The sequence below is a fragment of the Shewanella zhangzhouensis genome (genome assembly GCF_019457615.1).
In the GTDB taxonomy this organism is placed as follows: domain Bacteria; phylum Pseudomonadota; class Gammaproteobacteria; order Enterobacterales; family Shewanellaceae; genus Shewanella; species Shewanella zhangzhouensis.
Genome location: NZ_CP080414.1, coordinates 3,523,707 through 3,549,082 on the forward strand (window position 1 = coordinate 3,523,707; position 25,376 = coordinate 3,549,082).

Below are 25,376 nucleotides of genomic sequence, written 5' to 3' on the forward strand. Positions count from 1 at the left end.
AAGGAGCCCTATGAAACGTCTTATTCCACTGACAGCACTGCTGTTTCAGCCCCTTACCCAGGCCCATGATCGCTGGATACTGCCTACTCATTTCAACGTGTCTGCCGAAGACGGCAAAGGGGTATGGATAAGTGCCGACGTCAGCGCCAGCAATCAGGTATTTGAGGTCGATAAACCCTTCGGCGCCGAAGATGTGCTTATCATCACCCCCGAGGGTAACACCGACAGGCCGAGTTCCAGCTACCGGGGCAGTCGCCGCAGCGTGTTCGATTATCAGTTAACGGATGAAGGCACCTACCGCCTGGAGAAAGAGGCCAAGCCGCGTTATTTCTCCCGTTACAAAATCAAGGGGCAGGACAAGCCGGTCAGAAGTAACCTTGACAAGGCTGCTACCCACGCCGCTATGCCAAAGGATGCGGTGGAGCTCGAAGGTGCGCTGTATTTTTCCCGGGTTGAGTCTTATGTCACCCTCAATAAGCCCTCGGACAAGGCCTTTACTCCCAAGGGCGAGTATCTGGAATTGGTGCCTGTTACCCACCCGGCTGACTTTGTGGAAGGCGAGCCTTTGAGCCTCAAGTTGCTGTTTAACGGAAACCCGGCGCAAGGTGTGAAGGTGAATGTGGTCGCCGATGGCACCCGCTATCGCAATCAGATTGAAGAAATGAGCCTGGTCAGCGACAAAGATGGTCTGGTGCAGTTTACTCCCGCCAAGGCGGGTCGCTTTTTGCTGCACGCTGAGTACGAAGAAGCCATGAAAGACACCCGCCTTGCCGATAAGACGGTGAGCGAAATCTTTTTAACCTTCGAAGCGTCCCTGCAGTAACAGCCTCAGCAGACATAAAAAACCGGGTCAATCGACCCGGTTTACGTTTTCACCACGGCTGAATGCCCTGAGGTTTTCAATCGCAATATCCAGCAGCCTCTGCCTCGCCTTAACGGTAGCCCAGGCATTATGGGGAGTGATGCTGATATTGGCGGCATGGAGCAGCGGGTTATCTGGCGACGGCGGCTCGGTAGAGAGCACATCGACCCCAGCCCTGACGCGCCCGACGTTGAGCGCTTCCGCCAGTGCAGCTTCATCCACCAGGCCGCCACGGGCGGTATTGATAAGCAGGGCACCCTGTTTCATCAGTGCCAGGCTTTTGCGATTGACCATGTCCCGGGTGTCGTCGGTCAGCGGGCAATGGAGCGATAACACATCGGATTCGGCAAACAGGGTGTCCAGTGCAACAAACTGCGCTCCCTCAGGTAAATCCAGGGGTTTACTGCGACTATGCACCAGTAACTTCATACCAAAGGCCATACCAATTCGCGCCATTTGCCGTGCTATGTCACCAAAGCCCACCAGACCCAGGGTCTTGCCGGACAATGACTCCAGCTGCCCCAGAGTAAAACAAAAGTCGGCCTGGCCGCTCCATTGCCCCTGGATAACCGCATCATGGTGGGCACTCACCCGGGACATGTGATGCAGCACATGGGCAAAGCCCATTTGTGCTACCGCGTCCGGACCATAACCGGGCACATTGGTGACCGCTATCCCAAGGCGTTTAGCGGCCGCTACGTCCACCACATTGGTACCCGTTGCCAGCACCCCTATGTATTCCAGCGCCGGTAAGGCCTCGAGCGTGGCAGCATCGAGCACGGTTTTATTGGTCAGCACAAAGCGGGCACCGGCGGCGCGGCTCAGAATAAGCGCTTTCGGTGTCCTGTCATGGACCCCAAAGGGGCCTATATCAGCCAGGGGCGACCAATCCAGATCGCCGGGATTAAGGGTGAAGCCATCCAATACACAAATTACTGACATGATTAGAACCTGAAACTGACGCCGACGTTGGCCTGCCCCTGCCACATCAGGTCGGCATTCACCTGCCACAAACAGTTATTGGCATCGCAAAAGAGGCTGTTTTCGCTGTCGATGAAAGTGGCGAAGGCACGAATGTCGGCCACCAGAGCAAGACGTTCACCGAGGCGATATTCGGCGCCAACGCCAAGCCCCAGCGAAAAGCGGGTTTCGTCGCTGTAGTCGTCCCCCGGGCGCATCTGGGTCAAGCCCATGGAGGCGGTGACATAGGGCAGAAAATCCCCGCTGGGGAAATACAGGCTGCCACCCACGTGGGCGTAGTCGAGTTTAAGGGAGGTGATGCGCTCGTTTGAAAAGTTGCCACCCGCTATCAGGTCGGTACTTTGGGACGAATAAAGCACGTACATATTGCCGGGATGATTGGTGGTGGTTCCCAGTATGATGCCGTAATGGGAGGACTCTTCGGCACTGACGCTGCCATTGGTATCGAGCCCGTCACGGTTGGCATCCAGACTGCTGGCGGCAAAACTGTAACCGGCAAAGGGGGTAACATACACCTCGGCGGCCACCAGCGGTGACACCGACAGTGACGCGGCAAACAGCAAACTGAGCGGGTATTTCATGGCTCTCTCCCTGAAATCAGCGCATCTTTCGCGCGGCCTTGACCGCCTCATAGGCGGCCTGGATATCCTGAGCCTTGCGCTTGGCGAGTTCCATCATTTCCTCCGGTAAGCCCTTGGCCACCAGTTTGTCGGGATGATGTTCATTCATCAGTTTGCGGTAGGCTCGCTTAACGTCCTGATCAGTAGCAGATTCTTCTATGCCTAACAAGCCGTAGGCATCCTTGAGCGAGGTCTTGCCAGCCCCGCCACGACGGCCAAAATTCACTTCTGCCTGCCAGCGGCCAAGCAGCATTTCCAATGCATCATCCCGGAAGCCCAGCTCCGATGCGACCACCTTGAGGATTCTGTGCTCGTTGGGGTGCAGCTCGCCGTCGGCCAAGGCCACCTGGATTTGGATCTCCAGGAACATCTGCAACAATTCGTTACGGCCCATGGATAACAGCCTGAACGCCCTGAGATTACCCTTGAGATCGAAATCACCTGCCTTGCCATCCCGAAACGCCTGCTGCGCCTGACGGCGGGCTTCGCTGTCGAGCCTCAGCTGATCCATCAGATCCGATGCCAAACGGATATCGGCCTCGGTAACCCGGCCGGATGCCTTGGCCACATGCCCCATCACCGCAAAGGTCGTGCTGAAAAACACCTGTTGGCGCTTGCTGCCTGAACCCGCGGCGCCGGCAAATCGTTTATCGAACCAGTGCCCAACCACCAGGCCAAGCAAGGCGCCAAAAATCTTGCCGAACATAAAGCCAATCAGAAAACCAAAAAACTTGCCTTTGTACTTCATAAACGGACGTTACACTCCAAGCGCCATAAGTCGTTGATTGAGGGCATCGAGCCTCTCGGGTGTGCCCACATCGCACCAATATTGGTCAAAATGTTCGCCGCGAATGCGCCCATTTTTCATTTGTTGGCACAGCAGCGGCCCCAGCGCATGACGCCCGGGTGCCAGCGCGCGAAAGAGCGCCGGATGATAAATGCCGATACCGGAGAAGGTAAACTTCGGACTTCCCTCAGCGCTGAGTATGCCCTGTTCGAGCGCAAAATCCCCCTGGGGATGCTGTGGCGGATTGTCCACCATGTAGAGATGCGCCAGGGTATCCCCCGACAACAGTTCAGGACTGGGTGCAAGCCGGGGCAAGGTATCGATATAGATATCACCATTGACCACCAGAAAAGGGGCATCCCCCAGCAAAGGCAAGGCTTTAAGAATACCGCCCGCGGTTTCCAGCGCCTCGTCTTCATGGCTGTAGTGGATAGTCACACCAAACCGGCGGCCATCTTCAAGGGTTTCCACCAACTTGTGCCCGAGCCAGGCGGTATTGATGACCACCTCACGCACCCCAATAGCCGCGAGCTTTTCGAGGTGATATTCAATCAGGGGTTTGCCAGCGGCTTGCACCAGAGGTTTGGGTATTGTGTCGGTGAGCGGTCTTAAGCGCTCGCCCCGCCCGGCGGCCAGGATCATGGCTTTCATGCGCTCGCCTCCAGCGCCGGCATGACCCGCCCCATGATGAACTGGGCAAAGTCGCCGAGTTCCTTATAGCGAACCGCCACATCGCGAATATAGTGCATGGTCAGCGGGATATCCTTGAGGTAACCGGCCTTACCATCTCTGTGATTGAGGCGGGCAAAAATACCGGCAGCTTTGATATGACGCTGTAACCCCATCAGCTCAAACCAACGTCTGAACTGCACCATATCTGTGTCTGGCGGCACCAGTGCGTGCTCGTGGGCCAGCACAAAGAACTCCACCAACATGTCATCCACCAGATCTTCGCTCCAGCGAATGTAACAGTCCCGCAGCAGCGACACCGCATCATAGGTCACAGGTCCAAGCACAGCGTCCTGAAAATCCAGCAACTTAAGCTCGCCATCTACCACCATCAGATTGCGACTGTGAAAGTCTCTGTGCATGCCCACCCTGGGTTGCTCCAGGGCGTTTTCGGTCAGCATATCGAAAGCGTCGGCAATGATGGCTTTTTCGTCGCTGGTTAATTCCAGCTTGAGATGGGTGCCAAGCAGCCACTCGGTAAAGATGCCAAGCTCACGGCGCACAAAGGCATCATCATAGTCGGGCAATGGTCCCAGCGCCGTTTGGGTTACCGCCGCAATGCCCGGCAAGAGTGCCAGCGCTGTGGGATACCATTGGCGCACGCTTTGGCTATTGAGCAGCGACAAAAGCTGCACATCGCCAAAGTCCTCCAGCGCCATAAAGCCCTGCTCGTCGTCTTTGGCGATGATGGCCGGCACCGGCAGACCGGCTGCTGCGTAGGCATCACGCACCGCCACAAAGGGCTCAGTGGGGATAAGGGCAACCGGGGTGTCCATGATCACCATGGCACGACCCTGATGCACTGCGCGAAAGTAGCGTCTGAAGCTGGCATCGCCGGAAATCAGCACAGGGGAAAGTGGCGCTCCAAAGGTGTTGGAAAGCCAATGATTAAGGGCAAGAAATCTCGAGTCTGACACGGTCGTTCCATGGCTCTTGGCAAAAAATTGCTTTATTATAGCCAGCATATTTAATGGAAACAGCCAATTCGTTGATACAGTCCTATTGGCTTGATTGTACTGGAGACGAGTGCAACTTTTCCCTCCTCTCAGTTTCCAGCTAAAGCCCGGATAGTGAAATCCAGATAACGAATATCAAACTGAATACTCTTAAGATGCAGATCCGTTACATATTGGCCCTCGGCCTGCTTCCTTGTCAGGCCATGGCCAACGATGCCGTGCCTGAGCCCGCCCCGGATCAATGTCTGGTGGCGCCTCCCATTCCGTTGCCGAGTGCACCGAAGTCAGCCACGGCAGAAGAGCAGGTAGAAATCCGCTCTGTGTCCTCTGACGCCGTGATGAATCAAAACGCCACGTTCGAAGGCGACGTACAATTCCGTCAGGGCAATCGTTCCATCTCCGCCGACCGTGCGAATATGGATTACGAAAAGCAGCAGTTGGACGCCGAAGGCAACCTGGTATTTCAGGACAGCCAGTTTACCGTTACCGCCGACAATCTCAGTGCCAAAATCAAAGACAACAGCGCCACGCTGAGCGGCGCACAGTATTGGCTGCACGGCCAGCAGGTTCACGGTAATGCCCGCAAGCTTGAGATAACCAAAGACAATAATCTCATTCTCAATGGCACCGACTTTACCACCTGCCCGCCGGGTGACAGCTCCTGGTTGCTGGAAGCCGAAAGGATCAAGATTGACTCCAGCGAAGAATGGGGCGAGATCTGGAATGCCAAGATGCGCATTGCCGATATCCCCGTGTTCTATGTCCCCTACATGACAGTGCCTGTCTCAGACAAGCGCAAAACCGGTTTTCTGTTCCCCCAATTCAGCACCAGCACTACCAACGGCGTGGAAATCGCCACGCCCTGGTACTGGAACATTGCCCCCGAATACGACCTGACTCTGACGCCGCATTACATGTCGGCCCGTGGGCTTTATGTGCAGAGTGAGTTTCGTTATCTCGCGGGTGATGCTCAGGCCGGCCGGGTAAACCTGGAATACCTCGGCAGCGATCGTCTGCTGGAAAACAGCGATGACCGTTACCTGTATCATTGGGAACACAGGGGTGCCATCGATAAACATTGGCGCGTCAATGCAGCCTTCACCGATGTTTCCGACAACAACTACTTTAACGATCTGGATTCTGAAGTCGCGAGAGCCACAGACAACCAGCTGTCCCGCATCGGCGAAATGAGCTATTTCGACAACGACTGGAATATCAGCGCCCGGGTTCAGGACATCAAGGTACTGGGTGAGGACGAAGTGCCTTATCAGGTGATGCCACAGTTTAGCTTTAACTACCGCAGCCAGGATTTACTCAACACACTCGAGTTCAGTTTCTTCGGCGAAGCCACCAACTTTGAGCACAAAGAACAAGACCAGGTCACAGCCACCCGTTTGCATCTGCAGCCAACCCTGACTCTGCCCATTCACGGGCCCGCCGGTTCGTTAACCAGCGAGTTAACCCTGCTGCAAACCAACTACTGGCAACGTAACACAGATTTGATGCCAGACTCGCAGCTGAACAGTTCCGTCAGCCGTACCCTGCCAAGGGCCAAGGTGCACGGTCAAATCAATCTGGAGCGCAATACGCAGTGGCTGGGTGAATCCTACCGTCAAACCCTGGAGCCTCAGGTCCAATATCTATACGTGGGCTACGAAGATCAGGATGATATCGGTATCTACGACAGCGCCAGATTGCAGGACGATTACTATGGTCTGTTCCGGGCACGCCGTTTTTCAGGCCTCGACCGTATCGCCGATGCCAATCAGCTGACACTGGGTTTGACCACCCGCTTCTTCGATGATCACAACCAGGAACAGTTCAAGTTCAGCCTTGGCCAAATTCTTTATTTCTCAGAGAGCAAGGTGTCCCTGACCGAAGGGATTGCCGAAGAGCGCCCCAGTTCCTCGGCCATTGCCGCCGAATTGGATGCCCATCTATATCAGGACTGGTATTTCAGCGGTGCACTGCAATACGATGCCCGCACCCGGGATAATAAAAAGTCTGAATTCACCCTGGATTACCGCCCCGGTGGCGAAAAACTGGTGCAATTCAGCTACCGCTATGTGCCGGATTTGGTGAACACCAACACCAATGAAGAAGTCGGCATCAGCCAGGCCGGTATGCGCACCACCTGGCCTTTGACCGATAGCCTCTACTTTGTGGGCAACTGGTACTACGACCTCAACGAAAGTCGTTCGGTAGAAGCCTATACCGGTTTCCAGTATGAGAGCTGCTGCTGGGCCGTGCGTTTGAGTTATCACTACCGGATAAAGACCAACTACGATGACGATTTCAATCCGGTGCAGGATAACCGCGAACTCTTTGAAAGCGGTGTGTACCTGAATTTCGTGATAAAAGGCCTTGGCGGCTCAGGCCCCATGGGTGTCAGCGACATGCTGGATGAAGGGCTGTTCAACTACAGAAAGCCGCTTTATCTGAGGAATTAACACAGAAATGTGGTAGATTGCGAAACCACATTCAGGACGCGTTGTCCAAACAGGTTAACACTGCCGGGTTTTCTGTGCCGGTGAGTTGGAAGAAAACCGAAAAACGCCAAGGATTTATTTGGATGAAACCCTGTAAGAAACTGATTTTTGCCGCTCTGGCCATGACCATGGGCTTCCAGAGCTTAGCTGCACCCCAACCTTTGGATCGCGTTGCCGTGCAGGTGAACGACGGTATCGTACTGGAAAGCGAAATCCAGAATATGATGGATACCGTAAAGAAAAACGCTTCAGCGGCAGGCCAGACTCTGCCTTCTGACGATGCCCTGCGCACCCAGGTCATTGAGCGCCTTATCCTGACTCGCCTGCAACTGCAGATGGCCGAACGCGTCGGTCTGCATATCGGTGATTTGCAACTGGATCAGGCCATCGAAAACATCGCCCGTGAACAGAAAATGACGGTAGCCCAGATGCAACAGGCCATTCAGGCCGAAGGCATGAGCTTTGCCCAGTACCGCGAGCAGCTGCGCGAGGAAATCACCCTCGGTGAAATCCAACGCATCCAGGTACAACGTCGTATCCAGGTTTCTCCTCAAGAAATCAATAACCTGGTGAAGATGATTGAAGAACAGGGCAACAAGGACGTGGAATACCAGATTGGCCATATCCTGATTGAAGTACCCAGCAACCCCACCAGTGCCGAGCTTGAGTCTGCCAGCAAGCGTGCCCAGGCCGTTATGGACCGCCTGAACAGCGGTAACGATTTCCGTTCCATCGCCATCGCCGCCTCGTCCGGCCCCAAGGCACTGGAAGGTGGTGTTTGGGATTATATGAACATCAACGAAATGCCCACACTGTTTGCTGAAGTGATTGGTGATGCCAAGAAAGATGCCATCATAGGTCCTATCAAGAGTGGTTCTGGTTTCCATATCCTGAAAATCATGGATATCCGCGGCCTGCAAACCCGTGAAATCGAAGAAGTACGTGCCCGCCATATTCTACTCAAGCCTTCGCCCATCCTGTCCGAGGAGCGCGCCAAGGCCATGCTGGATCAGTTTGTGGCCCAGATTAAGAGTGGTGAAGCCAAGTTTGCCGATGTCGCCCGCCAGTACTCTGAAGATCCCGGTTCTGCCACCAAGGGCGGTGAACTGGGTTGGGCCGAGCCCAACATCTATGTGCCTGAATTTGCACAGATGCTGGGTCAGTTAAGCCTGGACGAAATCAGCGCACCGTTTCGCACTGCCCATGGCTGGCACATAGTGCAGCTGGAAGAAAAGCGCAAAACAGACGCAACCGAAAAGTTCAACACCAACCGTGCACATCAGCTGATTTTCCGCCGTAAATTCAACGAGGAGCTGCAAGGCTGGCTCGATGAAATTCGCAGTGAAGCCCATATAGATGTGTGGGAAGCCGAAGCTAACCGAGGTTAATCACAGTGACAGTGAAACGCATAGCCATCACCCCCGGAGAGCCTGCCGGTATAGGCCCAGATCTGGTTATCCAGCTTGCCCAGCAAGCCTGGCCGGTAGAGTTGGTGGTATGCGCCGATCCTGAGCTGCTTCACAGCCGGGCCCGTAAGTTGGGGCTGCCACTGACCCTGGAGCCCTATGACGCCAGCCAGCCTGCCAAACCTCAGGCGGCGGGTACCCTCACCCTGGTGCCCTTCAAACTGAACGCACCGGCCGAGTGCGGCAAGCTCAATGAGCAAAACGGCCGCTATGTGGTAGATACCCTGAGCTTCGCCGGTGAAAAAAATATGACCGGTGAGTTCGATGCCGTGGTCACTGGGCCCGTACACAAGGGTATCATCAACCAGGCGGGCATCTCGTTCAGTGGTCATACTGAGTTTTTTGCCAATCAGGCGGGTTGCCAGGATGTGGTGATGCTGCTGGCCTGCCCCGGTTTACAGGTCGCGCTGGTGACCACCCATATTCCACTGGCGTATGTGGCCAAAGCCATTACGCGGGAAAGATTACATAAAATTATCAAGATCCTGCATCAGGATCTGGTCAGCAAGTTTGGCATTGCTTCACCCAAAATTTATGTCTGCGGCCTCAACCCCCATGCCGGGGAAGATGGACACCTGGGCCGCGAGGAACTGGATGTCATCATCCCTGCCCTCAATGAACTCAGGGAAGAGCTGAACTTTAATATCGTCGGCCCGTTGCCTGCCGATACCCTGTTCCAGCCTAAGTATCTGGATGATGCCGATGTGGTACTTGCCATGTATCACGATCAGGGATTGCCGGTACTGAAGGCACAGGGCTTTGGCAAATCCGTCAACATTACCCTGGGCCTGCCTTATATTCGCACCTCGGTGGACCATGGTACCGCCCTGGAGCTGGCAGGAACGGGTCGCGCCGACATCGGCAGTTTTGTTTGTGCCCTCAACAAGGCCATCGAGCTGGCTGCCAAGACCAACTGATAGAGAGTCATGAGTAATAAAGTCCACTTGGGCCATACGGCCAGAAAACGTTTCGGTCAGAACTTCCTGACCGATGGAAACATCATCAACCGTATCGTTGGCGCCATTTCGCCAGACGATGACCACGTGATGGTGGAAATTGGCCCGGGTCTCGCCGCCTTGACCGAGCCCGTTGCCATGGGCATCAAAAACCTCACGGTTATCGAGCTTGACCGTGACTTGGCCGAGCGCTTGAAAGTTCACCCCAACCTGAAGGATAAACTCACTATCCATCAGGGCGATGCCATGAAGTTTGACTTCAGCCAGTTGGTAGAGCCTGAGCGCAAGCTCAAGGTCTTTGGTAACCTGCCATACAATATCTCAACCCCGCTGATGTTCCATCTGTTCGAATTTGCCGAGCACATTGAGAACATGCACTTTATGCTGCAAAAAGAAGTGGTACTGCGCCTCTCTGCTTCTCCGGGTACAAAAGCCTATGGCAAACTGACCGTCATGGCCCAGTACTACTGTCAGGTAGTGCCGGTGCTGGAAGTGCCACCCGGCTGCTTTACCCCGCCGCCAAAAGTGGATTCAGCCGTGGTACGCCTGGTGCCGTATGCTGAAAAGCCCTGGCCATGTCATGATGTGGAAATGCTGCGCAAGGTGTGCAACACCGCCTTTAACATGCGCCGTAAAACCCTGCGCAATAACTTAAAGCCGCTTCTTCAGGACGCCGACTTTGACGTTCTTGGCATAGATGCAGGTTTACGCCCCGAAGACATCAGCGTGGCCCAATACGTGGCCATGGCCAACTATTTGTGTGAAAAGCGGTAAACTCCAGTAACAGGCAAACAATCCGGAATGACGATGACCGACGTAGATCCCGCAATCAAGGTTGAGGTGAATACCGAATACCTGGAAGAGCAATCCACGCCCGCAGAGCACAAGTACGTGTTCAGCTACACCATCACCATCATTAATCTGGGCGACAGAGCCGCCAAGCTGGAGAGCCGTCACTGGATAATCACTGATGCCAACGGCCACATAACCGAGGTGCAGGGTGCCGGCGTGGTGGGTGAAACCCCCACCATACCTCCCAACACCGCCTATCAGTACACCAGCGGCACTGTGATGGAAACCCCGGTCGGCTTTATGGAAGGACGCTACGGAATGGTCTGGGAAGACGGAAAGCCATTTCAGGCCGCCATTCCCACCTTCCGCCTGGCCGTGCCCGGCGTACTGCATTAATTCTCCGCCATGGCGCGATACTTTGTCGGCGACATCCAGGGTTGTTATGAAGAGCTGATGCGGCTGCTCCTGCGGGTAGATTTTCATCCGTCGCGGGATGAACTCTGGGCCGTGGGCGATCTGGTGGCAAGGGGCCCCGAGTCCCACAAGGTGCTGGGCTTCTTCAGCTCATTGGGTGATGCCGCCAAAGCCGTGCTTGGCAACCATGATTTGCATCTGCTTGCCATACAGGCCGGGCTCAAACGTCCCAAACCCAGCGACAAACTTAAAAAGCTGCTGGAATCCAAACACCTGCCTGGGTTTATCCACTGGGTACGCCACCAACCCCTGATGCGGGAGCTGCCCGAACACAAGCTCATCATGACCCATGCCGGAGTGCCTCCCCAATGGGATCTGGCCACACTGCGCGAAGAAGCGAGCGAAGTGAGCAAGGTACTGATGAGCGACACTTATCTTGACCTTATAGGCAGCATGTACACCGAAGAACCGGAGAGCTGGGATCCGGATGCGTCCGGATTTTTCAGGCACAGGTACTGTATCGACGCCCTGACGCGGATGCGCTTTCTGTACCTCGATGGCCGCCTGGATTTTGCCTGTAAAAAGCCTCCCACCGACTGCGATGGCCTCGCCTTGAAGCCCTGGTTTGAATTCCCGTCTGAGTTGGACGACTATACATTGGTATTCGGCCATTGGGCCGCGCTTATGGGTAAAACAGATAATCCCAGGCGCATAGCCCTGGATACAGGCTGCTGCTGGGGAGAAGACCTTACGCTCTGGCACCTTGAAACAGGGGAAAAAATTACCCAAAAGAAGTTAAAATAGGGTTAAACTAAAGCGCAAAGAAGCCGATACAAAAGAGCCGCGCGTCAAAGCTCCATACTGCTTTCTGATTCGGGAAAAAAACTAAAACATCGCCGGAGTGTCCTATGAAAATCAAAGTCGCCACCAGAGTCATTGGCGGGTTCAGTTTTGTTACCCTTCTGTTGGTCATACTCGGTGGCGCCTCGCTGGTCACCAACAACAATCTCAAAGACAGCACCGCCATTATGCAGGACCTGAGTATGCCTGCACTGGAGGCCACAGGGCACCTTTCCGAAACCCTCAGCGAACAGCAACGGCTTATCCTCAAAGCTTTCCACAGCAAAAATGCTTCGGCCGTGCCTGGTCTTGAAAAGTCATTCGATCAACTCAGCAGTGGCTTCAACAACCAATTTTCCATGCTTTCCGGCCTGCTCAATAACCGGGATAACTTTCAGGGACAGCTTAGTGGCCTGAAGAGCAGTTATCAGATGCTGGAAAGCAACAGCAAGGCCATGCTTAAGGCCCGCTTTGACTCGCTCTCGCAGCAGGAAGAATTGCTTAAGTTGCGCGAGAAGCTGGAAAACAGCGCCGACGATTCCTCCTCCAATCTGTTCGATCTTATCGATTTGGAAAGCAGCCAAAACCAAACTGAGCGTGAGATTGCCGCAGCCGCCGGCGCCATAGATACCACCATGACGGGTATCATCACGACGGTTTACGATCTGGTCGCCGCCGAAGAGCGCAGCAAGTATGAGCTCATCGCCAAAGAGCTCGACTATATGCTTGGCGAAGTGAAAACCAAGATGGAGTACATCTCCCGCCACGGTGAAGGCATTATTGATGCCGACCTGGTCGGCACCCTCAATGAGGACAGCACTAAAGTGCTGAAAATGCTGGAAGGTAAGGACACCCTGGTCACCCTCAAATCCCGTCAGATTGACAGCACTCAGCTGGCCTCTGAAAAATTGACCCTGGTGGAAAAGAATGCGGCGACTGTGACAGAGCAGATGAAGCGTCTCGCTAAAGACATCGAAACAGTTACAAACGACATCAGTAATCAGGCCCTGAACGACATCAATAATGCCTCGCTCAGAACACTTATCCTGGTGGTGATTGCTATCGTTGTGGCCGTGGTCATCAGCTTTGCCGTGGTGAGCCCCCTGAAACGCTCATTGGATGAGGTGAACGGTGCCCTCAATGTGTTGGCCTCTGGCGACCTAACCCACAAGCTGGACGACACTGGCCACGATGAATTTGCCGAGCTGTCCCGCAACTGCAACCGTCTGGTCGACAGCCTGCGCAGCCTGATTGCCGGCATCCTCGACCGCTCGAATCAATTGGCTGCAGCCGCCGAAGAAACCTCTGCCATTACCTCGCAAACCACCATAGGTATTCAGGAGCAGAAGAGCCAGGTTGACCAGGTAGCAACGGCTACCACTGAGTTAAGCTCCAGTGCCCATCAGGTGAACATGAGTGCCGATGATGCCCTGAGCCAGATTAAGCAGGCTGACGAAGAAACTCAGCACATGCGCACCATCGCAGATGAAAACAAGCGCACCATTTTGTCGCTGGCAGATGAAGTGGCCAAGGCCAGCACGGTGATCAACAAGGTGCATTCTGACAGTGCCTCCATCGGCTCAATTCTGGATGTTATCCGGGGCATTGCCGAGCAAACCAATTTGCTGGCACTCAACGCCGCCATTGAAGCCGCCCGTGCGGGTGAGCAGGGACGTGGGTTTGCCGTGGTGGCCGATGAAGTTCGCAGCCTGGCATCGCGCACCCAGGACTCCACCCGTGAAATTCAGCAAATGATTGAAGTACTGCAGCAAGGCACTCAACAGGCCGTGGCCGTGATGCAGCTGGGTCAAAACCAGGCACAAAGCTGTGTGGAGAAAACCGAGCAAGCCAACCAGGCGCTGCAAACCATCAGCCACTCTGTGCATAAGGCCTATGATGCAGGCACTCACATTGCTCAGGCGGCACAGGAGCAGAACCTGGTCAGCCAGCAAGTGTCTGAGAAACTGGAGCACATTGCCGCCATCTCTGAAGAGACAGCCTTGGGTGCAGAGCAAACAGCCAAGTCCAGCCACGAGGTGGCCCGCCTTGCCGAAGAGCTGCAAAGCTCGGTGAAAGAGTTTAGAGTGTAAGTCACTCGAACACAGGCCCTTTTGAAAGCCCCTGCATGGGGCTTTTTTATTGCCACTTTAAAATAGAGCAAAAGCCTTCTGCCGCACTGGGGGAGTGAAGTGCGACAACTCAAGGCTAGGACTAGGGGGAAGTGAGATAAGCCGGTTCCACAGTGCTCAGCACCGGTTAAGTCTAAGCTCAGGCGTGGCCGGTGACGGAAAATAACAGATAGCGGCAGTTACGGGCAGGTGGCGTCGGGATACTTAACGGCAGTAAAAAGCCGGGCAAAGGCCCGGCTTTTATGACTGAAGCGGTAACTTAATCGTCGGACTCTTCACCACCGCCAGACAGACGCTCTTTCACCGCAGCCGTGATAGGGCTACCGCCGTGACCGTTTGCTTCGGCCCATGCCACAATGGTCATGCCATCAGCTTCGGTAGCACTCAGCTCTGTAGCCGACAGACGTTTGGCAACAAACTCACCCACATCATTGGCACCGGCACCCATGGCGGTACGCAGCAAGCTCATGCCATCACAGTTAACACCCGAATAGATGTTGCGCAGTTTTACTCGGCTTTCCTTGAGTTTTTTACGAAGACGATTCTTGTCGTTCGCTTTCACATAGTCACAAATACTCGCCACCAACGGATCTGTATTTGCCATGGCGGGTGAAGGGAGGAAAGAAGCAGCAATGGCAGCTGCAAGGGCCAGGGGCAAAACACGCATCTCATACTCCTCGGATTGTTTTTTATATTTATCAGTAAAATCGTATTTTCGAATTTACTTTTAGGGCACGTACTACGGCGGTTAATTTAACACTTTTTTACCAAGGTGATAAAGCGATATTGAAGGCCTTTGTCTGACACATGTTCTGTGGATTCAACCGTTTCCCAGCTGCCATCATCCCAGGCTGGAAAGTGGGTATCCCCCTCAACCTCCAAAGCTATCTCGGTTAAATATAGCTTATCTGCCTGGGATATCAGCTTTTGATAGAGTTGCCCACCGCCGATAACCACCAACTCCTCACAATCACCGGCCAGCGCCACGGCCTCTTCAAATGAAGACACCAGACTAATACCTTCGTGGGGATAGTTGCTCTGGCGTGAAATCACAATATTGTGACGCCCAGGCAATGGACGGCCTATGGACTCAAAGGTTTTACGACCCATCACCACGGGTTTGCCCAGCGTCATGGCTTTGAAATGCTTGAGATCTTCCGGCAAATGCCAGGGCATTTGGTTATCTTTTCCTATCACCCGGTTATTGGCCATCGCGGCAATCATGGCGATACGCATAAAAACTCCCTCTTTGAGTTGTGTTTATATGATGGGGCGGGTACGAAAATACAGCAGGCTCGGCAGCGCCAGGCCCACTGACAAGGCGCCGAGGATAAAGACGGTTTTCAGGCCATTACTTATCACGGCGCCGGTCAGCTCTGGGCTGACCTGAGATTGCGCTGTCAGCTGTACCAGGGCAATCACGGTATTAAAGGCATAGGTCCCCGGGATCATGGGGATAGTGGCGGCCACAGCATAAAGCAAGGGGGGCGCCAAATGACGTTTGGCAAAGCCTATGGTCACAGTCCCCACCAGGGCCGCCGCAGCAAAGGTTGCCCACTCAATGGGTAACCCGAAATGCAGAATTAGGGTACGGAAACTGTGCCCCAGTGCGCCGGCGAGGGCACAGTAGGGTAGAAAACGCTTTGGCACGTTGAATACCATGGCAAAGCCCACGGCGGGAATGGCCGAAAAGAAAGCGTCGTTGAGCAGAGTAAGCGCTAAATTCACAGAAATTTGCCCCCCAACTGCATCGCTATGGTGATACCTATCACCGAGGCAACCGTTAACAAGGTGGCATGTCCCCAGCGTGAAATTCCCACGTTCATATGCCCCTTCACCATGTCGGAGATGGCGTTAATCATCGGAAACCCCGGCACCAGCATCAGCACACTGGCCGCCATGGCAAGCTCAGGGGTTTTGGTCAGTGGGCACTCGTAACTGAGTTGTGCCACCGCCGTGGTAACAAAGGCGGTCAGGGAAAAAATCACCAGCGGGTTAAAGTGCCTGCGCGCCAGCGACAGCCGCACACTCATGCCTATGGCCGCCGCGATAAAGGTGATGATAGATGACATCCAATCGCCGCCAAACAGATGGCAAAAACTGGCACAGGAAAGACCAATCATGGGTATCACCAGCGCGGCGGGGTAACTCTTGGGGGTGATGCGGGCCACCCGCTTTCTCACTTCGTTGGGGCCATAGAGGCCTTTCTCAGCTAGCAGGCAAATACGTTGCAACTCGCACACAATCCGCATATTGATGCCGTGCTCGCGAATACGACGGGTGGTGGTGATACAGCGGCCATGTACCAAGCTGGTCAGTACGAGGGAATTTGAAGAGATGGACAATTCGACACTGGCCAGTCCAAGGGCCCTGCCCAGGCGCTGACTGATTTCTTCGACCAAATCAGACTCTGCGCCATAGGCCAGCAGGAGCTGCGCAACGCGCACCACCTGCCGGGTTATGTCATTCTGGGTATCTGCGTACACCGCTATCCCCGATTGAAGGCTTATCTCTGGTAAATGACTTCCACGTCGTAGTCGTCATCGTCGAAATCATCGTCATCATCCGAATCATCGAAATCCGGGTTCAGATCGTCAAGCTGAGCCTTGTGGTAATTGTCCCACTTGAACTCCACTTCCTTGTCAGGATCGGCGGCAGCAGCTTCATCTGGCAAGCTCTTGATGAAGTCGAACAGCTTTTCAGCCAGCTCTTTGGTCCCTTCACGGGTCGCGGCAGACATGGTGTACACATCGCCTTCCCAGCCAAGCTCGGCCACAATGGCGTCAACACGCTCCTGCAGCTCTTCTTCCAGCAGCAGGTCGGTTTTGTTGAATACCAACCAGCGCGGCTTGGCTGCCAGCTCAGGTGAATACTTTTCAAGCTCGGCCACAATGGCGCGGGCGCTTTCGGCAGGGCTTGAACCATCAATGGGCTCGATATCCAGGATGTGCAGCAATACACGGCAACGTTCAAGGTGCTTCAGGAAGCGAATACCCAGACCAGCACCTTCGGCGGCGCCTTCAATCAGACCCGGAATGTCGGCAATCACAAAGCTTTGACCAGGACGAGGGTTCACCACACCGAGGTTTGGCACCAGAGTGGTAAAGGGATAATCAGCCACCTTTGGCGTTGCGCGGGACACCGCACGGATAAAGGTCGATTTACCGGCGTTTGGCATCCCCAGCAGGCCCACATCAGCCAGCAGCAGCAGCTCGAGGCGCAGCTCACGAACCTCACCCTTGGTACCCAGGGTCTTTTGGCGTGGGGCACGGTTTACACTGCTTTTAAAACGGGTGTTACCCAAACCGTGGAATCCACCCTTGGCCACCAGCAGCTTTTGCCCTACTTCGGTCAAATCACCCAGCACTTCATCGGTATCTATGTCTACGGCACGAGTACCCACGGGAACACGCAAGGTCAGATCGCTGCCACCTTTACCGGTACAGTCACGACCACGGCCGTTTTCACCGCGCTCTGCAAGGTAAAAACGCTCAAAGCGGTAATCAATCAGGGTGTTGAGGCTGGCGTCGGCCACCAGATACACACTGCCGCCATCGCCACCGTCGCCTCCATCGGGACCACCGTCTGGAATGTATTTTTCACGGCGAAAGCTTACGCAACCGCTGCCACCGTCACCGGCCTGAACCTTAATGACCGCCTCGTCGACGAACTTCATATCAACTCCTCACCACAGAATGGGGCAATTATACCGCCTGCAGCGCGGCAGACCAAAATCTCTATCAAACATAGGGCAAAGCCCCAGACAAAACAAAAGCCCCACCAGAGGCGGGGCTTTATCAGCTTAGCTGTTTCGAAGCTTAGTCTTCGATGCTAACAAACTTACGGTTGTTAGGACCTTTAACTTCGAACTTAACTTTGCCGTCGGTCAGAGCGAACAGGGTGTGGTCACGACCAATACCTACGTTCACACCGGCGTGGAACTTGGTGCCACGCTGACGAACAATGATGTTACCAGCCAGAACTGATTCGCCGCCGAAGCGCTTTACACCAAGACGTTTGCTTTCTGAATCGCGGCCGTTACGAGTAGAACCGCCAGCTTTTTTGTGTGCCATGAGTCAGACTCCTATTAAGCGTTGATAGCAGTGATTTTAACTTCAGTGAACCACTGACGGTGGCCCATCTTCTTCTCGTGGTGCTTACGACGACGGAACTTCTGGATAGTTACCTTTTCGCCGCGGCCGTGAGCAACAACAGTAGCAACTACTTTGCCGCCAGCAACCAGTGGAGCACCCACTTTCACGTTTTCGCCATCAGCAACCAACAGAACCTGATCGAACTCGATGGTTTCACCAGTAGCAACTTCGATTTTTTCCAAACGTACAGTATGGCCTTCAGCAACACGGTGTTGCTTGCCACCACTTTGAAAAACAGCGTACATAGCTATTTTACTCCGAAAAATTCTGACGCTTCGCTCTGAATCCCCTCGGGGCGTGTGCGATGCGCCATAAAAAACTTTAATGACAATGGGCGCGGAGTTTACGCTAAGAATGCCCAGCTGACAAGCCCTAATTAGCAAAGATTAAAAAAAGACCCGCATAACTCCCACATTAACCGGGCAACTGCTGCCATCGTCATTATTTTTAGGTAAGATCGCGACTATTATAACACTTATGCCTAAATCAGGGCTTAGTTATGCCCAGTCCTGACAATCAGAGTCTATCTATGGATTTGAATGCCATTCGACAGCTGGCCGACGCCGATATGCAGGCAGTCAATCAGCTGATCTACAAACAACTGGAATCCGATGTTGCCCTCATCAACCAGCTGGGCTTTTACATTATTAACGGAGGCGGCAAACGTCTGCGCCCTCTGTTATCGGTATTGGCCGCCCGCGCCGTTAACTATAATGGTGAAGGTCATCTGAAGCTCGCCGCCATTATCGAGTTTATTCATACGGCCTCGCTGCTCCACGACGACGTAGTGGATGAGTCTACGTTGCGCCGGGGCCGCGAAACCGCCAATGCCCTCTTTGGCAACAGCGCCAGCGTACTGGTGGGTGACTTCCTTTATACCCGCTCTTTCCAGATGATGACCGAGCTTGGCAGCATGAAGGTGCTGCAGGTGCTGGCCGACGCCACCAACGTGCTGGCCGAAGGGGAAGTGCTGCAGCTGATGAACTGCAACGACCCCAATACCACCGAAGAAAGCTACATGCGGGTTATCTACTGCAAAACCGCCAAGCTGTTTGAAGCAGCTACCCGCCTGGCCGCCGTGCTGGCAGGCAGCGATGAAAAGGTAGAAGAAGCCCTTGCCGACTACGGTAAGTATCTGGGCACCGCCTTCCAGCTGATTGACGACTTGCTGGATTACACCAGTGACGCCGAAGAGCTGGGCAAAAACATCGGTGACGACCTCGCCGAAGGCAAGCCTACCCTGCCACTGATTTACGCCATCGGCCATGGTAATGAGCGGGAGCAGGACCTGATTCGTACCGCCATTGAAAAAGCCGATGGCACAGGTGCCATTGAGGAAATCCTCACTGCCCTGCATCGCTGTGGCGCGCTGGATTACACCCGCAGGCGCGCTGAGGAAGAAGCAGATAAGGCCATCTCAGCTCTCAGCGTGCTGCCGGAAGGCGACTTTAAAGTGGCGCTTGAGTCACTGGCCAGAATCGCAGTCTCCCGCAGTAACTGATAGCCCGCAGTAACTGATAGCCCGCTGACAGCCATCATGGCCCAATAAAAAACCTCGCCAATGCGAGGTTTTTTTATTGGCCTGCACTCATAAGCGCTGCGCGAGTTACAGGCGCCAGTCGATGGGCTCGCCGCCCTGCGCCTGTAATAACTGATTGATTTTTGAAAAGTGGCCGCAACCAAAAAAGCCACGGTAAGCCGACAAGGGCGATGGATGCACACCCGACAGCACCTGATGCTGAGTAGCGGTAATACCCTTGCCCTTCTTGATGGCATGGCTGCCCCAGAGCACAAAGACGATGGGGGCTTCACGGTCATTGAGCAGCTTAAGCGCAGCGGCTGTAAAGGTTTCCCAGCCCGCCTTGGCGTGGGAGTGGGCCTTGCCCTCCTCTACCGTGAGCACGGTATTGAGCATCAACACCCCTTGTTTGGCCCAGGGCAGCAGATAGCCATGTGACGGGGTGTCAAAGCCGGGAATATCCGTGCTGAGCTCCTTATACATGTTCACCAGCGAGGGCGGCGGCTTAATACCCGGCTTCACCGAGAAACACAGCCCATGGGCCTGACCGGCACCGTGGTATGGGTCCTGGCCAATCAGCACTACCCGCACCTGATCCAATGGCGTGTGCTCAAACGCCGCGAACACCTCTTCTTCGGGAGGATAAATGGTTTTGCCACTTTGGCGCTCGGCAGCAACAAATTCGGTGAGGGATTTAAAGTAGGGTTTCTCGGATTCGGCGGCAATAAAGTCCTGCCAACATGCAACGGCCATGGGGCTCCCGGGCTGAATGATTCACAGCAAAGCAGTGTATCTTATCGGCCATAGCAAATCAGCCTCCATGCCCGATTGCCTCAACCGCGTCACGACCCAGATCCCAATCGGGACGAAAGCCTGTAGTCAGCCGCGTGGATTTGGGTAAAATCAGCAAAGATGAAAATACAGGACGCAACCATGTCAGAAAACGCCAACAGTCTGTTCGAACTCGCCGATAAGTTTATTGCGCTGGCCAACGAGCTCACCACCGCCGAAGGCGATGTGGGTAAAGTGGGTACGGCGCTGCGTTTTGCCGCTGCCCGCTTCAATGCCTTTGAAGCCGCCATCAAGTCGGCCGATCTGCAAAACGAAAAGGCCAACGCCCTTAAGTGGTTCAGCGATGATTATCAGGACATGCTGAACGATAACCTGGACGATCATATCGCCAACCCGCCAGTAGCTGCAGCAGCCGAGCCTGCCGTTGATACGGCAGTGCAAACGTTCAAGCTCTGAGCCACTCAAAAGCGCAATAAAAAGGCCGCATCATGCGGCCTTTTTGGCTCCTGCAAGGGTTCATTACAAACCTTGCCACAGGGTCCAAATCACCCGGAGACCAAGCAGAATGAGGATAGCGCCGGACAGCTTATCGATAATGGCCGCCTTCTCACGTAGTTTAGGCAGCAGTCTTGGGTGCGACAGCATCAGTGCCACTATTGTGTACCAAAGACCATCCACCACCAGCGGCGTCAGCACGATAATCGCCTTGCCTTCGAGGGTGGATGACGCCATAACAAACTGACTGAAAAGCGCCAGAAAAAACAGCAAAATCTTGGGGTTGAACAGCGATATGGCAATACCGTCCCGGGCCGCTTCTGAAAGAGTGGAAACCTTGCCCGCCGCGAGTTTCTCCTGCATCCCGCCTTTCGAGTTAAGCGCCCCCCACCCCATCCACATCAAATACAGGGCGCCAATCAGGGCAATGCCGTTAAATACCAGCGGCGCTTCTTTCATGGCGAGCGCCAGCCCCAGCAGGGTGATAAGCGCATACACCCCAATGCCGAGGGCATGGGCCCAGGCACAGGCGATACCTGCGCCTCTGCCGCCCCCCAGCGTGTGACGCACCACCATGGCCAGACTCGGTCCCGGCGACATGGCCCCCAAACAACACACGGCCAGCAGCGCCAGCCAAACACTCAAACTCATACTTCCCCCAATTTACTGCGAAATCCTGTTTGTCTTTTTACTGCCGGGCAAGGCTTACCACGATTCTCAGCGGCACGAATAAGCAGACACCTGAGTGCCTGAGCGCAGCACACAAAATCTGAGGTTGCCACTATACTGCAGCCCCATCAAAAGGTTGAAGTAAGAATTACAGCCTTCCACCCGAGGTCCAACTCATGGCCTGGCTCAGCCCCCTCATCACAGTCTGTTTTGGTCGAAGCGCAGTACACGCCCATAGTTATCACGATATTTCGTGACTTAGTCAGCAAAGTTCCCTCCTGAGTCCATGACGCCCCGACAGGGGCAGGCTATACTGCCGCCATGAATCAGCCACAGCCCCGACCAACACCCATGCCGACACAGGAAAGCTTTTTACCGGAGAACCGCCTGCTGCTGGATGCCGTCAGCGAAGGTATCTATGGTTTTGATTTGGATGGCCATGCGGTGTTCATCAACCCAGCGGCCGAGCGCATGACCGGCTGGAAGGCAGACGAACTGCTCGGTAAAACCATCCATAACTTCCACCATCACAGCCATGCCGATGGCAGCCACTATCCCCATGAAGATTGCCCCATCTATCAAACTCTGAAAGATGGCAAGGCGCGGGAGATCAGCAACGAGGTATTCTGGCGCAAGGATGGCAGCAGCTTCCCGGTACATTACAGCTCAACTCCGGTATGGCAGGACGGCAAGCTCAAGGGCGTAGTCGCGATATTTCGTGACATCAGTTTACAAAAGCAAACCGAACAGTCACTGCGCCAGGCGCTGGAGCAGGTGCAGGCGCTCTCGGAGCAGCTCGCCTCTGAAAACTCCCTGCTGCAGGCCGAACTTGAAGACAAGCGCGGTCCGTCGCAAATCACCGGCAGCAGCGACTGTATTCAAGACCTGCAGAAGCAAATTCGCCTGGTGGCCAACACCGACAGCACGGTATTGATACAGGGCGAAAATGGCACCGGCAAGGAGCTGGTCGCCCGGGAGCTTCACCAGCTCAGCAGCCGCCGTGATAAGCCGATGATCTCGGTTAACTGCGCCGCTTTCTCGGCGTCACTGCTAGAAAGCGAGCTCTTTGGCCACGAAAAGGGCGCCTTCACCGGTGCCAGCAGTCGCCGTAAAGGCCGCTTTGAACTGGCCCACAAGGGAACCCTGTTTTTGGATGAAGTGGCCGAGCTCAGTCTGGAGGCACAGTCCAAGCTGCTTAGGGTGATTCAGGAGCAGGAGTTTGAGCGTGTGGGTGGCAGCGAGCGCATCAAGGTAGATATCCGCCTGATAGCCGCCACTCACCACGACCTGCAAAAACGGGTCGAGCAGGGGCTGTTCAGGATGGATCTCTTCTACCGCCTGAATGTGTTTCCACTGAAAGTACCGCCACTTCGACAGCGTGCCGGGGACATTCCCGAACTGGTGCAGCAACTGCTGAAGAGTCTGTCTCAGAAGCTCGGCAAGCCACTGGCAGGGGTCGATGCCGCCAGCCTCAAACGCTTGCAGCAATACAGCTGGCCCGGCAATGTGCGCGAACTGCAAAACCTGCTGGAGCGTGAAGCGATTCTCACCCACCAGCCAATTCTGAAAATGAGCTCCATCCCCGGCAGCCAGGCTGCACCGGTTGCAGGAAAAACTCTGGCCGAGGTGGAGGCTAGTCATATTCTCTCGACTCTGGAAGATTGCGACTGGCGTATCTCGGGCCCCGGCGGTGTGGCGGCAGTACTGGGGCTACCACCCAGCACCCTGAGATCCCGGATGCAAAAACTCGGGATCCGCCGACCTAAGTAGCCATCGGCACTCTGACGGGCTTCTTCTCAGACGCACTTCTTGATGCGCCTACAGCACTTCAAGTGACTACAGCGCTTCATGTGACTACAGCCCCAGCTGTGGCTGTGGCTCCAGCTTCGCCTGTATCTACAGCTCTTGCCACCTATGTAAAGTCACGAAATATCGCCAAGTCACGATATTTCGTGACCACACCTTATCCAACACAAAGGAGGATATCAATAAAATCATATAGATAAATTAAAATTTCAGCTGGCACGGCTCTTGCCATTAGGCCCCTGTGTGAGTCATTCAGGAACAACCAAGGTGCAACAGAGCAATCAATCCCAGCAAAGCATTCCCGTTACTTTCATCCCCTCCAGCGAAGAGCCTTCAGCGCACAAGGAGCCTTCAGCGAAAAAGGCGCCTTCAGCGAAAAAGGCGCCATCAGCGAGCGGAGAGCCCTCAGCGCATAAAGATCCATCGGCCTCCAAAAAGCCGTCATCAAAATCGGCAGCCAAAAGCGGCGGCAAAATCCAGTTTCGAAGCCAGTCCGGTCTGTTTCAGCGTTGGCGCAGTGCCACCGGAGCTGGCCTGATAGCGCTGTTTTTTCTGCTGCCTTTTATCAGCTGGCAGGGGCGCCAGGCCATTTGGTTTGATTTGGGCAATCAGCAGTTTTACTTCTTCGGCACCAGCCTGTGGCCCCAGGATTTTACTCTGCTGGCCTGGGTGTTTATTGCCGCGGCCTTTGGTCTCTTTTTCGTGACCCTGTTTTGGGGCCGGGTCTGGTGCGGTTTTTTATGCCCACAAACCCAGTGGACCTTTATGTTTGCCTGGGTCGAAGAAAAGTTTGAAGGCAGCCGCAATCAACGCATCAATCTCGACAAGGCGCCCTGGAGCTGGGAGAAACTCACCAAACGGCTTGGGAAACACAGCAGCTGGTTGCTGATGTCACTGCTGACCGGCTGTGGCTTTATCGCCTACTTCGTACCGGCGCGGGAGTTGTATCCTGCCATCTTCAGCTTCAGCGCAGGATTCTGGGACACGGCCTGGGTATGGTTTTTTGCCATCTGTACCTACCTCAACGCCGGGTGGATGCGCGAGCAAATGTGCCTGCACTGTTGCCCCTATGCCCGCTTCCAATCTGCCATGTTCGACGAGTTCACCAAAACCGTGACTTACGATGCAGCCCGTGGCGAAAGCCGTGGGCCACGCAAGCGTAAGGCCGCCACCGACCTTGGCGACTGCGTGGACTGTAATCTGTGCGTGGAGGTGTGCCCCACCGGCATAGATATCCGCAACGGCTTGCAGTACGAGTGCATCAACTGCGGCGCCTGTGTCGATGCCTGTAACCAGACCATGGCCAACTTCGGCTATAAGCCCGACCTTATCGCCTTCACCAGTGAAGCGGGACTCAATGGTAAAACGCCGCCATTGTGGCAGCGCAAACGCTTTATCGGCTATGGTCTGGCACTGCTGGCCATTCTCGGCACCATGGGACTGGACATGGCGAGTCGCAGCAGTATCGAGCTCAACGTACTGCGCGACCGCCAAAGCCTTTACCGCGAAACCACGGGCGGCCAGATTGAAAACACCTATCTGCTTAAAATCCGCAATAAAACCCAGCAACCAAGGGAGTATCGGCTGGCCGTTTCAGGCACCCTGCCACTGTCGCTGTCGAAAACAGAGGTAAGCATCGCCCCCGGCGAGCAAGTCGAACTGCCACTGACGCTTACGGCGGCACCAGCAGACATTCAAACCAGCCGCAGTAAGCTCACCTTCACTGTCTCTGAATTCGTGTCTGCATCAGGGACTGCGTCAGGGGCTGATGAGGAAGCAGAGGCTGTCAGTCAGGATTCGGTGTTTTTCGCCCCCTGATGATTTTCCCCGCTGGAAGTTCAAGCGGCAACTGCCTCGGTGGCGTGAGGCAGGTTTGTGGGCCAGCTCAAACTCCGCTGCAGGAGTTGGCCCCTTTCACCT

26 protein-coding genes are annotated in these 25,376 nt (G+C 54.7%); 12 read left to right on the forward strand and 14 right to left on the reverse strand.

The annotated features are described in order from the left end of the window. Positions 1-10 precede the first annotated feature (10 nt). Positions 11-823, forward strand: a complete 813-nt coding sequence (locus K0H63_RS15490; protein ID WP_220065454.1) for a DUF4198 domain-containing protein — start codon at positions 11-13, stop codon at positions 821-823. Positions 824-850: 27 nt separating this feature from the next. Here K0H63_RS15490 and K0H63_RS15495 read toward each other — a convergent pair whose 3' ends face one another. Genes K0H63_RS15495 through K0H63_RS15515 form a run of 5 tightly spaced genes read right to left on the reverse strand, consistent with a single transcriptional unit; the run spans position 851 to position 4,944 of the window. Next, positions 851-1,804 (reverse strand): D-2-hydroxyacid dehydrogenase, encoded by a 954-nt coding sequence (locus tag K0H63_RS15495; RefSeq protein ID WP_220065455.1) that lies wholly within the window; start codon positions 1,802-1,804, stop codon positions 851-853. Between the two features lie 2 nt (positions 1,805-1,806). After that, entirely contained in the window at positions 1,807-2,424 is a 618-nt protein-coding gene (locus K0H63_RS15500) for a porin family protein (RefSeq protein WP_220065456.1), read from the reverse strand. Between the two features lie 16 nt (positions 2,425-2,440). Next, positions 2,441-3,211, reverse strand: coding sequence for a co-chaperone DjlA (gene djlA, locus K0H63_RS15505; RefSeq protein WP_220065457.1), 771 nt, complete (start codon positions 3,209-3,211; stop codon positions 2,441-2,443). 9 nt (positions 3,212-3,220) lie between these two features. Beyond that, entirely contained in the window at positions 3,221-3,901 is a 681-nt protein-coding gene (gene murU, locus K0H63_RS15510; RefSeq protein WP_220065458.1) for an N-acetylmuramate alpha-1-phosphate uridylyltransferase MurU, read from the reverse strand. Beyond that, positions 3,898-4,944 (reverse strand): aminoglycoside phosphotransferase family protein, encoded by a 1,047-nt coding sequence (locus K0H63_RS15515; protein WP_220065459.1) that lies wholly within the window; start codon positions 4,942-4,944, stop codon positions 3,898-3,900. Before K0H63_RS15515 ends, murU begins: the two co-directional genes overlap by 4 nt. Positions 4,945-5,090: 146 nt before the next feature. Here K0H63_RS15515 and lptD point away from each other — a divergent pair, with 146 nt between their 5' ends. The 7 genes from lptD to K0H63_RS15550 all read left to right on the forward strand — a co-directional run bounded on the left by lptD (position 5,091) and on the right by K0H63_RS15550 (position 13,982). Continuing rightward, positions 5,091-7,385 (forward strand): LPS assembly protein LptD, encoded by a 2,295-nt coding sequence (lptD, locus tag K0H63_RS15520; protein ID WP_220065460.1) that lies wholly within the window; start codon positions 5,091-5,093, stop codon positions 7,383-7,385. Between the two features lie 122 nt (positions 7,386-7,507). Next, positions 7,508-8,812 (forward strand): peptidylprolyl isomerase SurA, encoded by a 1,305-nt coding sequence (surA, locus tag K0H63_RS15525; protein ID WP_220065461.1) that lies wholly within the window; start codon positions 7,508-7,510, stop codon positions 8,810-8,812. A 5-nt stretch (positions 8,813-8,817) separates the two neighbouring features. Further along, the gene (gene pdxA / locus K0H63_RS15530) at positions 8,818-9,807 is read left to right on the forward strand and encodes a 4-hydroxythreonine-4-phosphate dehydrogenase PdxA (protein ID WP_220065462.1); all 990 of its coding nucleotides are present in this window, start codon (positions 8,818-8,820) and stop codon (positions 9,805-9,807) included. A gap of 9 nt (positions 9,808-9,816) precedes the next feature. Continuing rightward, positions 9,817-10,620, forward strand: a complete 804-nt coding sequence (gene rsmA / locus K0H63_RS15535) for a 16S rRNA (adenine(1518)-N(6)/adenine(1519)-N(6))-dimethyltransferase RsmA (RefSeq protein ID WP_220065463.1) — start codon at positions 9,817-9,819, stop codon at positions 10,618-10,620. A gap of 33 nt (positions 10,621-10,653) precedes the next feature. After that, positions 10,654-11,034, forward strand: coding sequence for a Co2+/Mg2+ efflux protein ApaG (gene apaG / locus K0H63_RS15540; RefSeq protein ID WP_041409891.1), 381 nt, complete (start codon positions 10,654-10,656; stop codon positions 11,032-11,034). 9 nt (positions 11,035-11,043) lie between these two features. After that, a complete protein-coding gene (locus K0H63_RS15545; protein WP_220065464.1) occupies positions 11,044-11,856 on the forward strand; it encodes a symmetrical bis(5'-nucleosyl)-tetraphosphatase in 813 nt (270 codons plus the stop codon). 104 nt (positions 11,857-11,960) lie between these two features. Then, complete coding sequence (locus K0H63_RS15550) at positions 11,961-13,982, forward strand: methyl-accepting chemotaxis protein (RefSeq protein WP_220065465.1); 2,022 nt, start codon at positions 11,961-11,963, stop codon at positions 13,980-13,982. Between the two features lie 298 nt (positions 13,983-14,280). On the opposite strand, the gene K0H63_RS15555 is transcribed toward K0H63_RS15550, so the two are convergent. The 7 genes from K0H63_RS15555 to rplU all read right to left on the reverse strand — a co-directional run bounded on the left by K0H63_RS15555 (position 14,281) and on the right by rplU (position 18,420). Continuing rightward, positions 14,281-14,688, reverse strand: coding sequence for a DUF3718 domain-containing protein (locus K0H63_RS15555; RefSeq protein ID WP_220065466.1), 408 nt, complete (start codon positions 14,686-14,688; stop codon positions 14,281-14,283). Positions 14,689-14,774: 86 nt separating this feature from the next. Next, positions 14,775-15,257: a type 3 dihydrofolate reductase gene (gene folA / locus K0H63_RS15560; RefSeq protein ID WP_220065467.1), complete on the reverse strand. Its 483-nt coding sequence runs from the start codon at positions 15,255-15,257 to the stop codon at positions 14,775-14,777. A gap of 24 nt (positions 15,258-15,281) precedes the next feature. Further along, the gene (locus K0H63_RS15565) at positions 15,282-15,749 is read right to left on the reverse strand and encodes a threonine/serine exporter family protein (protein WP_011760933.1); all 468 of its coding nucleotides are present in this window, start codon (positions 15,747-15,749) and stop codon (positions 15,282-15,284) included. After that, positions 15,746-16,507: a threonine/serine exporter family protein gene (locus K0H63_RS15570; protein WP_220065468.1), complete on the reverse strand. Its 762-nt coding sequence runs from the start codon at positions 16,505-16,507 to the stop codon at positions 15,746-15,748. The genes K0H63_RS15565 and K0H63_RS15570 overlap by 4 nt, the downstream gene beginning before the upstream one ends. A 20-nt stretch (positions 16,508-16,527) precedes the next feature. Then, positions 16,528-17,697: an Obg family GTPase CgtA gene (gene cgtA, locus K0H63_RS15575; protein ID WP_011760935.1), complete on the reverse strand. Its 1,170-nt coding sequence runs from the start codon at positions 17,695-17,697 to the stop codon at positions 16,528-16,530. Between the two features lie 142 nt (positions 17,698-17,839). After that, positions 17,840-18,094 carry a 50S ribosomal protein L27 gene (rpmA, locus tag K0H63_RS15580; RefSeq protein ID WP_011760936.1) on the reverse strand — a complete coding sequence of 85 codons (255 nt, stop codon included), beginning with the start codon at positions 18,092-18,094 and terminating at the stop codon, positions 17,840-17,842. Positions 18,095-18,108: 14 nt separating this feature from the next. Further along, on the reverse strand, positions 18,109-18,420 hold the full coding sequence (gene rplU / locus K0H63_RS15585) for a 50S ribosomal protein L21 (RefSeq protein ID WP_011760937.1): 312 nt from the start codon (positions 18,418-18,420) through the stop codon (positions 18,109-18,111). A gap of 284 nt (positions 18,421-18,704) precedes the next feature. Between rplU and ispB the strand changes: the two genes are divergently transcribed. Further along, on the forward strand, positions 18,705-19,676 hold the full coding sequence (ispB, locus tag K0H63_RS15590) for an octaprenyl diphosphate synthase (protein ID WP_220067925.1): 972 nt from the start codon (positions 18,705-18,707) through the stop codon (positions 19,674-19,676). Between the two features lie 105 nt (positions 19,677-19,781). Here the strand turns inward: ispB and ung are convergent, their stop codons facing one another. Beyond that, positions 19,782-20,447 (reverse strand): uracil-DNA glycosylase, encoded by a 666-nt coding sequence (gene ung / locus K0H63_RS15595; RefSeq protein WP_220065469.1) that lies wholly within the window; start codon positions 20,445-20,447, stop codon positions 19,782-19,784. A gap of 180 nt (positions 20,448-20,627) precedes the next feature. Here ung and K0H63_RS15600 point away from each other — a divergent pair, with 180 nt between their 5' ends. Further along, positions 20,628-20,942 (forward strand): DUF3144 domain-containing protein, encoded by a 315-nt coding sequence (locus K0H63_RS15600; RefSeq protein ID WP_220065470.1) that lies wholly within the window; start codon positions 20,628-20,630, stop codon positions 20,940-20,942. Positions 20,943-21,005: 63 nt separating this feature from the next. On the opposite strand, the gene K0H63_RS15605 is transcribed toward K0H63_RS15600, so the two are convergent. After that, positions 21,006-21,632, reverse strand: coding sequence for a LysE family translocator (locus K0H63_RS15605; protein WP_220065471.1), 627 nt, complete (start codon positions 21,630-21,632; stop codon positions 21,006-21,008). A gap of 339 nt (positions 21,633-21,971) precedes the next feature. Here K0H63_RS15605 and K0H63_RS15610 point away from each other — a divergent pair, with 339 nt between their 5' ends. Both K0H63_RS15610 and ccoG read left to right on the forward strand, forming a co-directional pair. Further along, positions 21,972-23,420: a sigma-54 interaction domain-containing protein gene (locus K0H63_RS15610; RefSeq protein ID WP_258405594.1), complete on the forward strand. Its 1,449-nt coding sequence runs from the start codon at positions 21,972-21,974 to the stop codon at positions 23,418-23,420. A 348-nt stretch (positions 23,421-23,768) separates the two neighbouring features. Further along, positions 23,769-25,274 (forward strand): cytochrome c oxidase accessory protein CcoG, encoded by a 1,506-nt coding sequence (ccoG, locus tag K0H63_RS15615; RefSeq protein WP_220067927.1) that lies wholly within the window; start codon positions 23,769-23,771, stop codon positions 25,272-25,274. Positions 25,275-25,376: the final 102 nt, after the last annotated feature.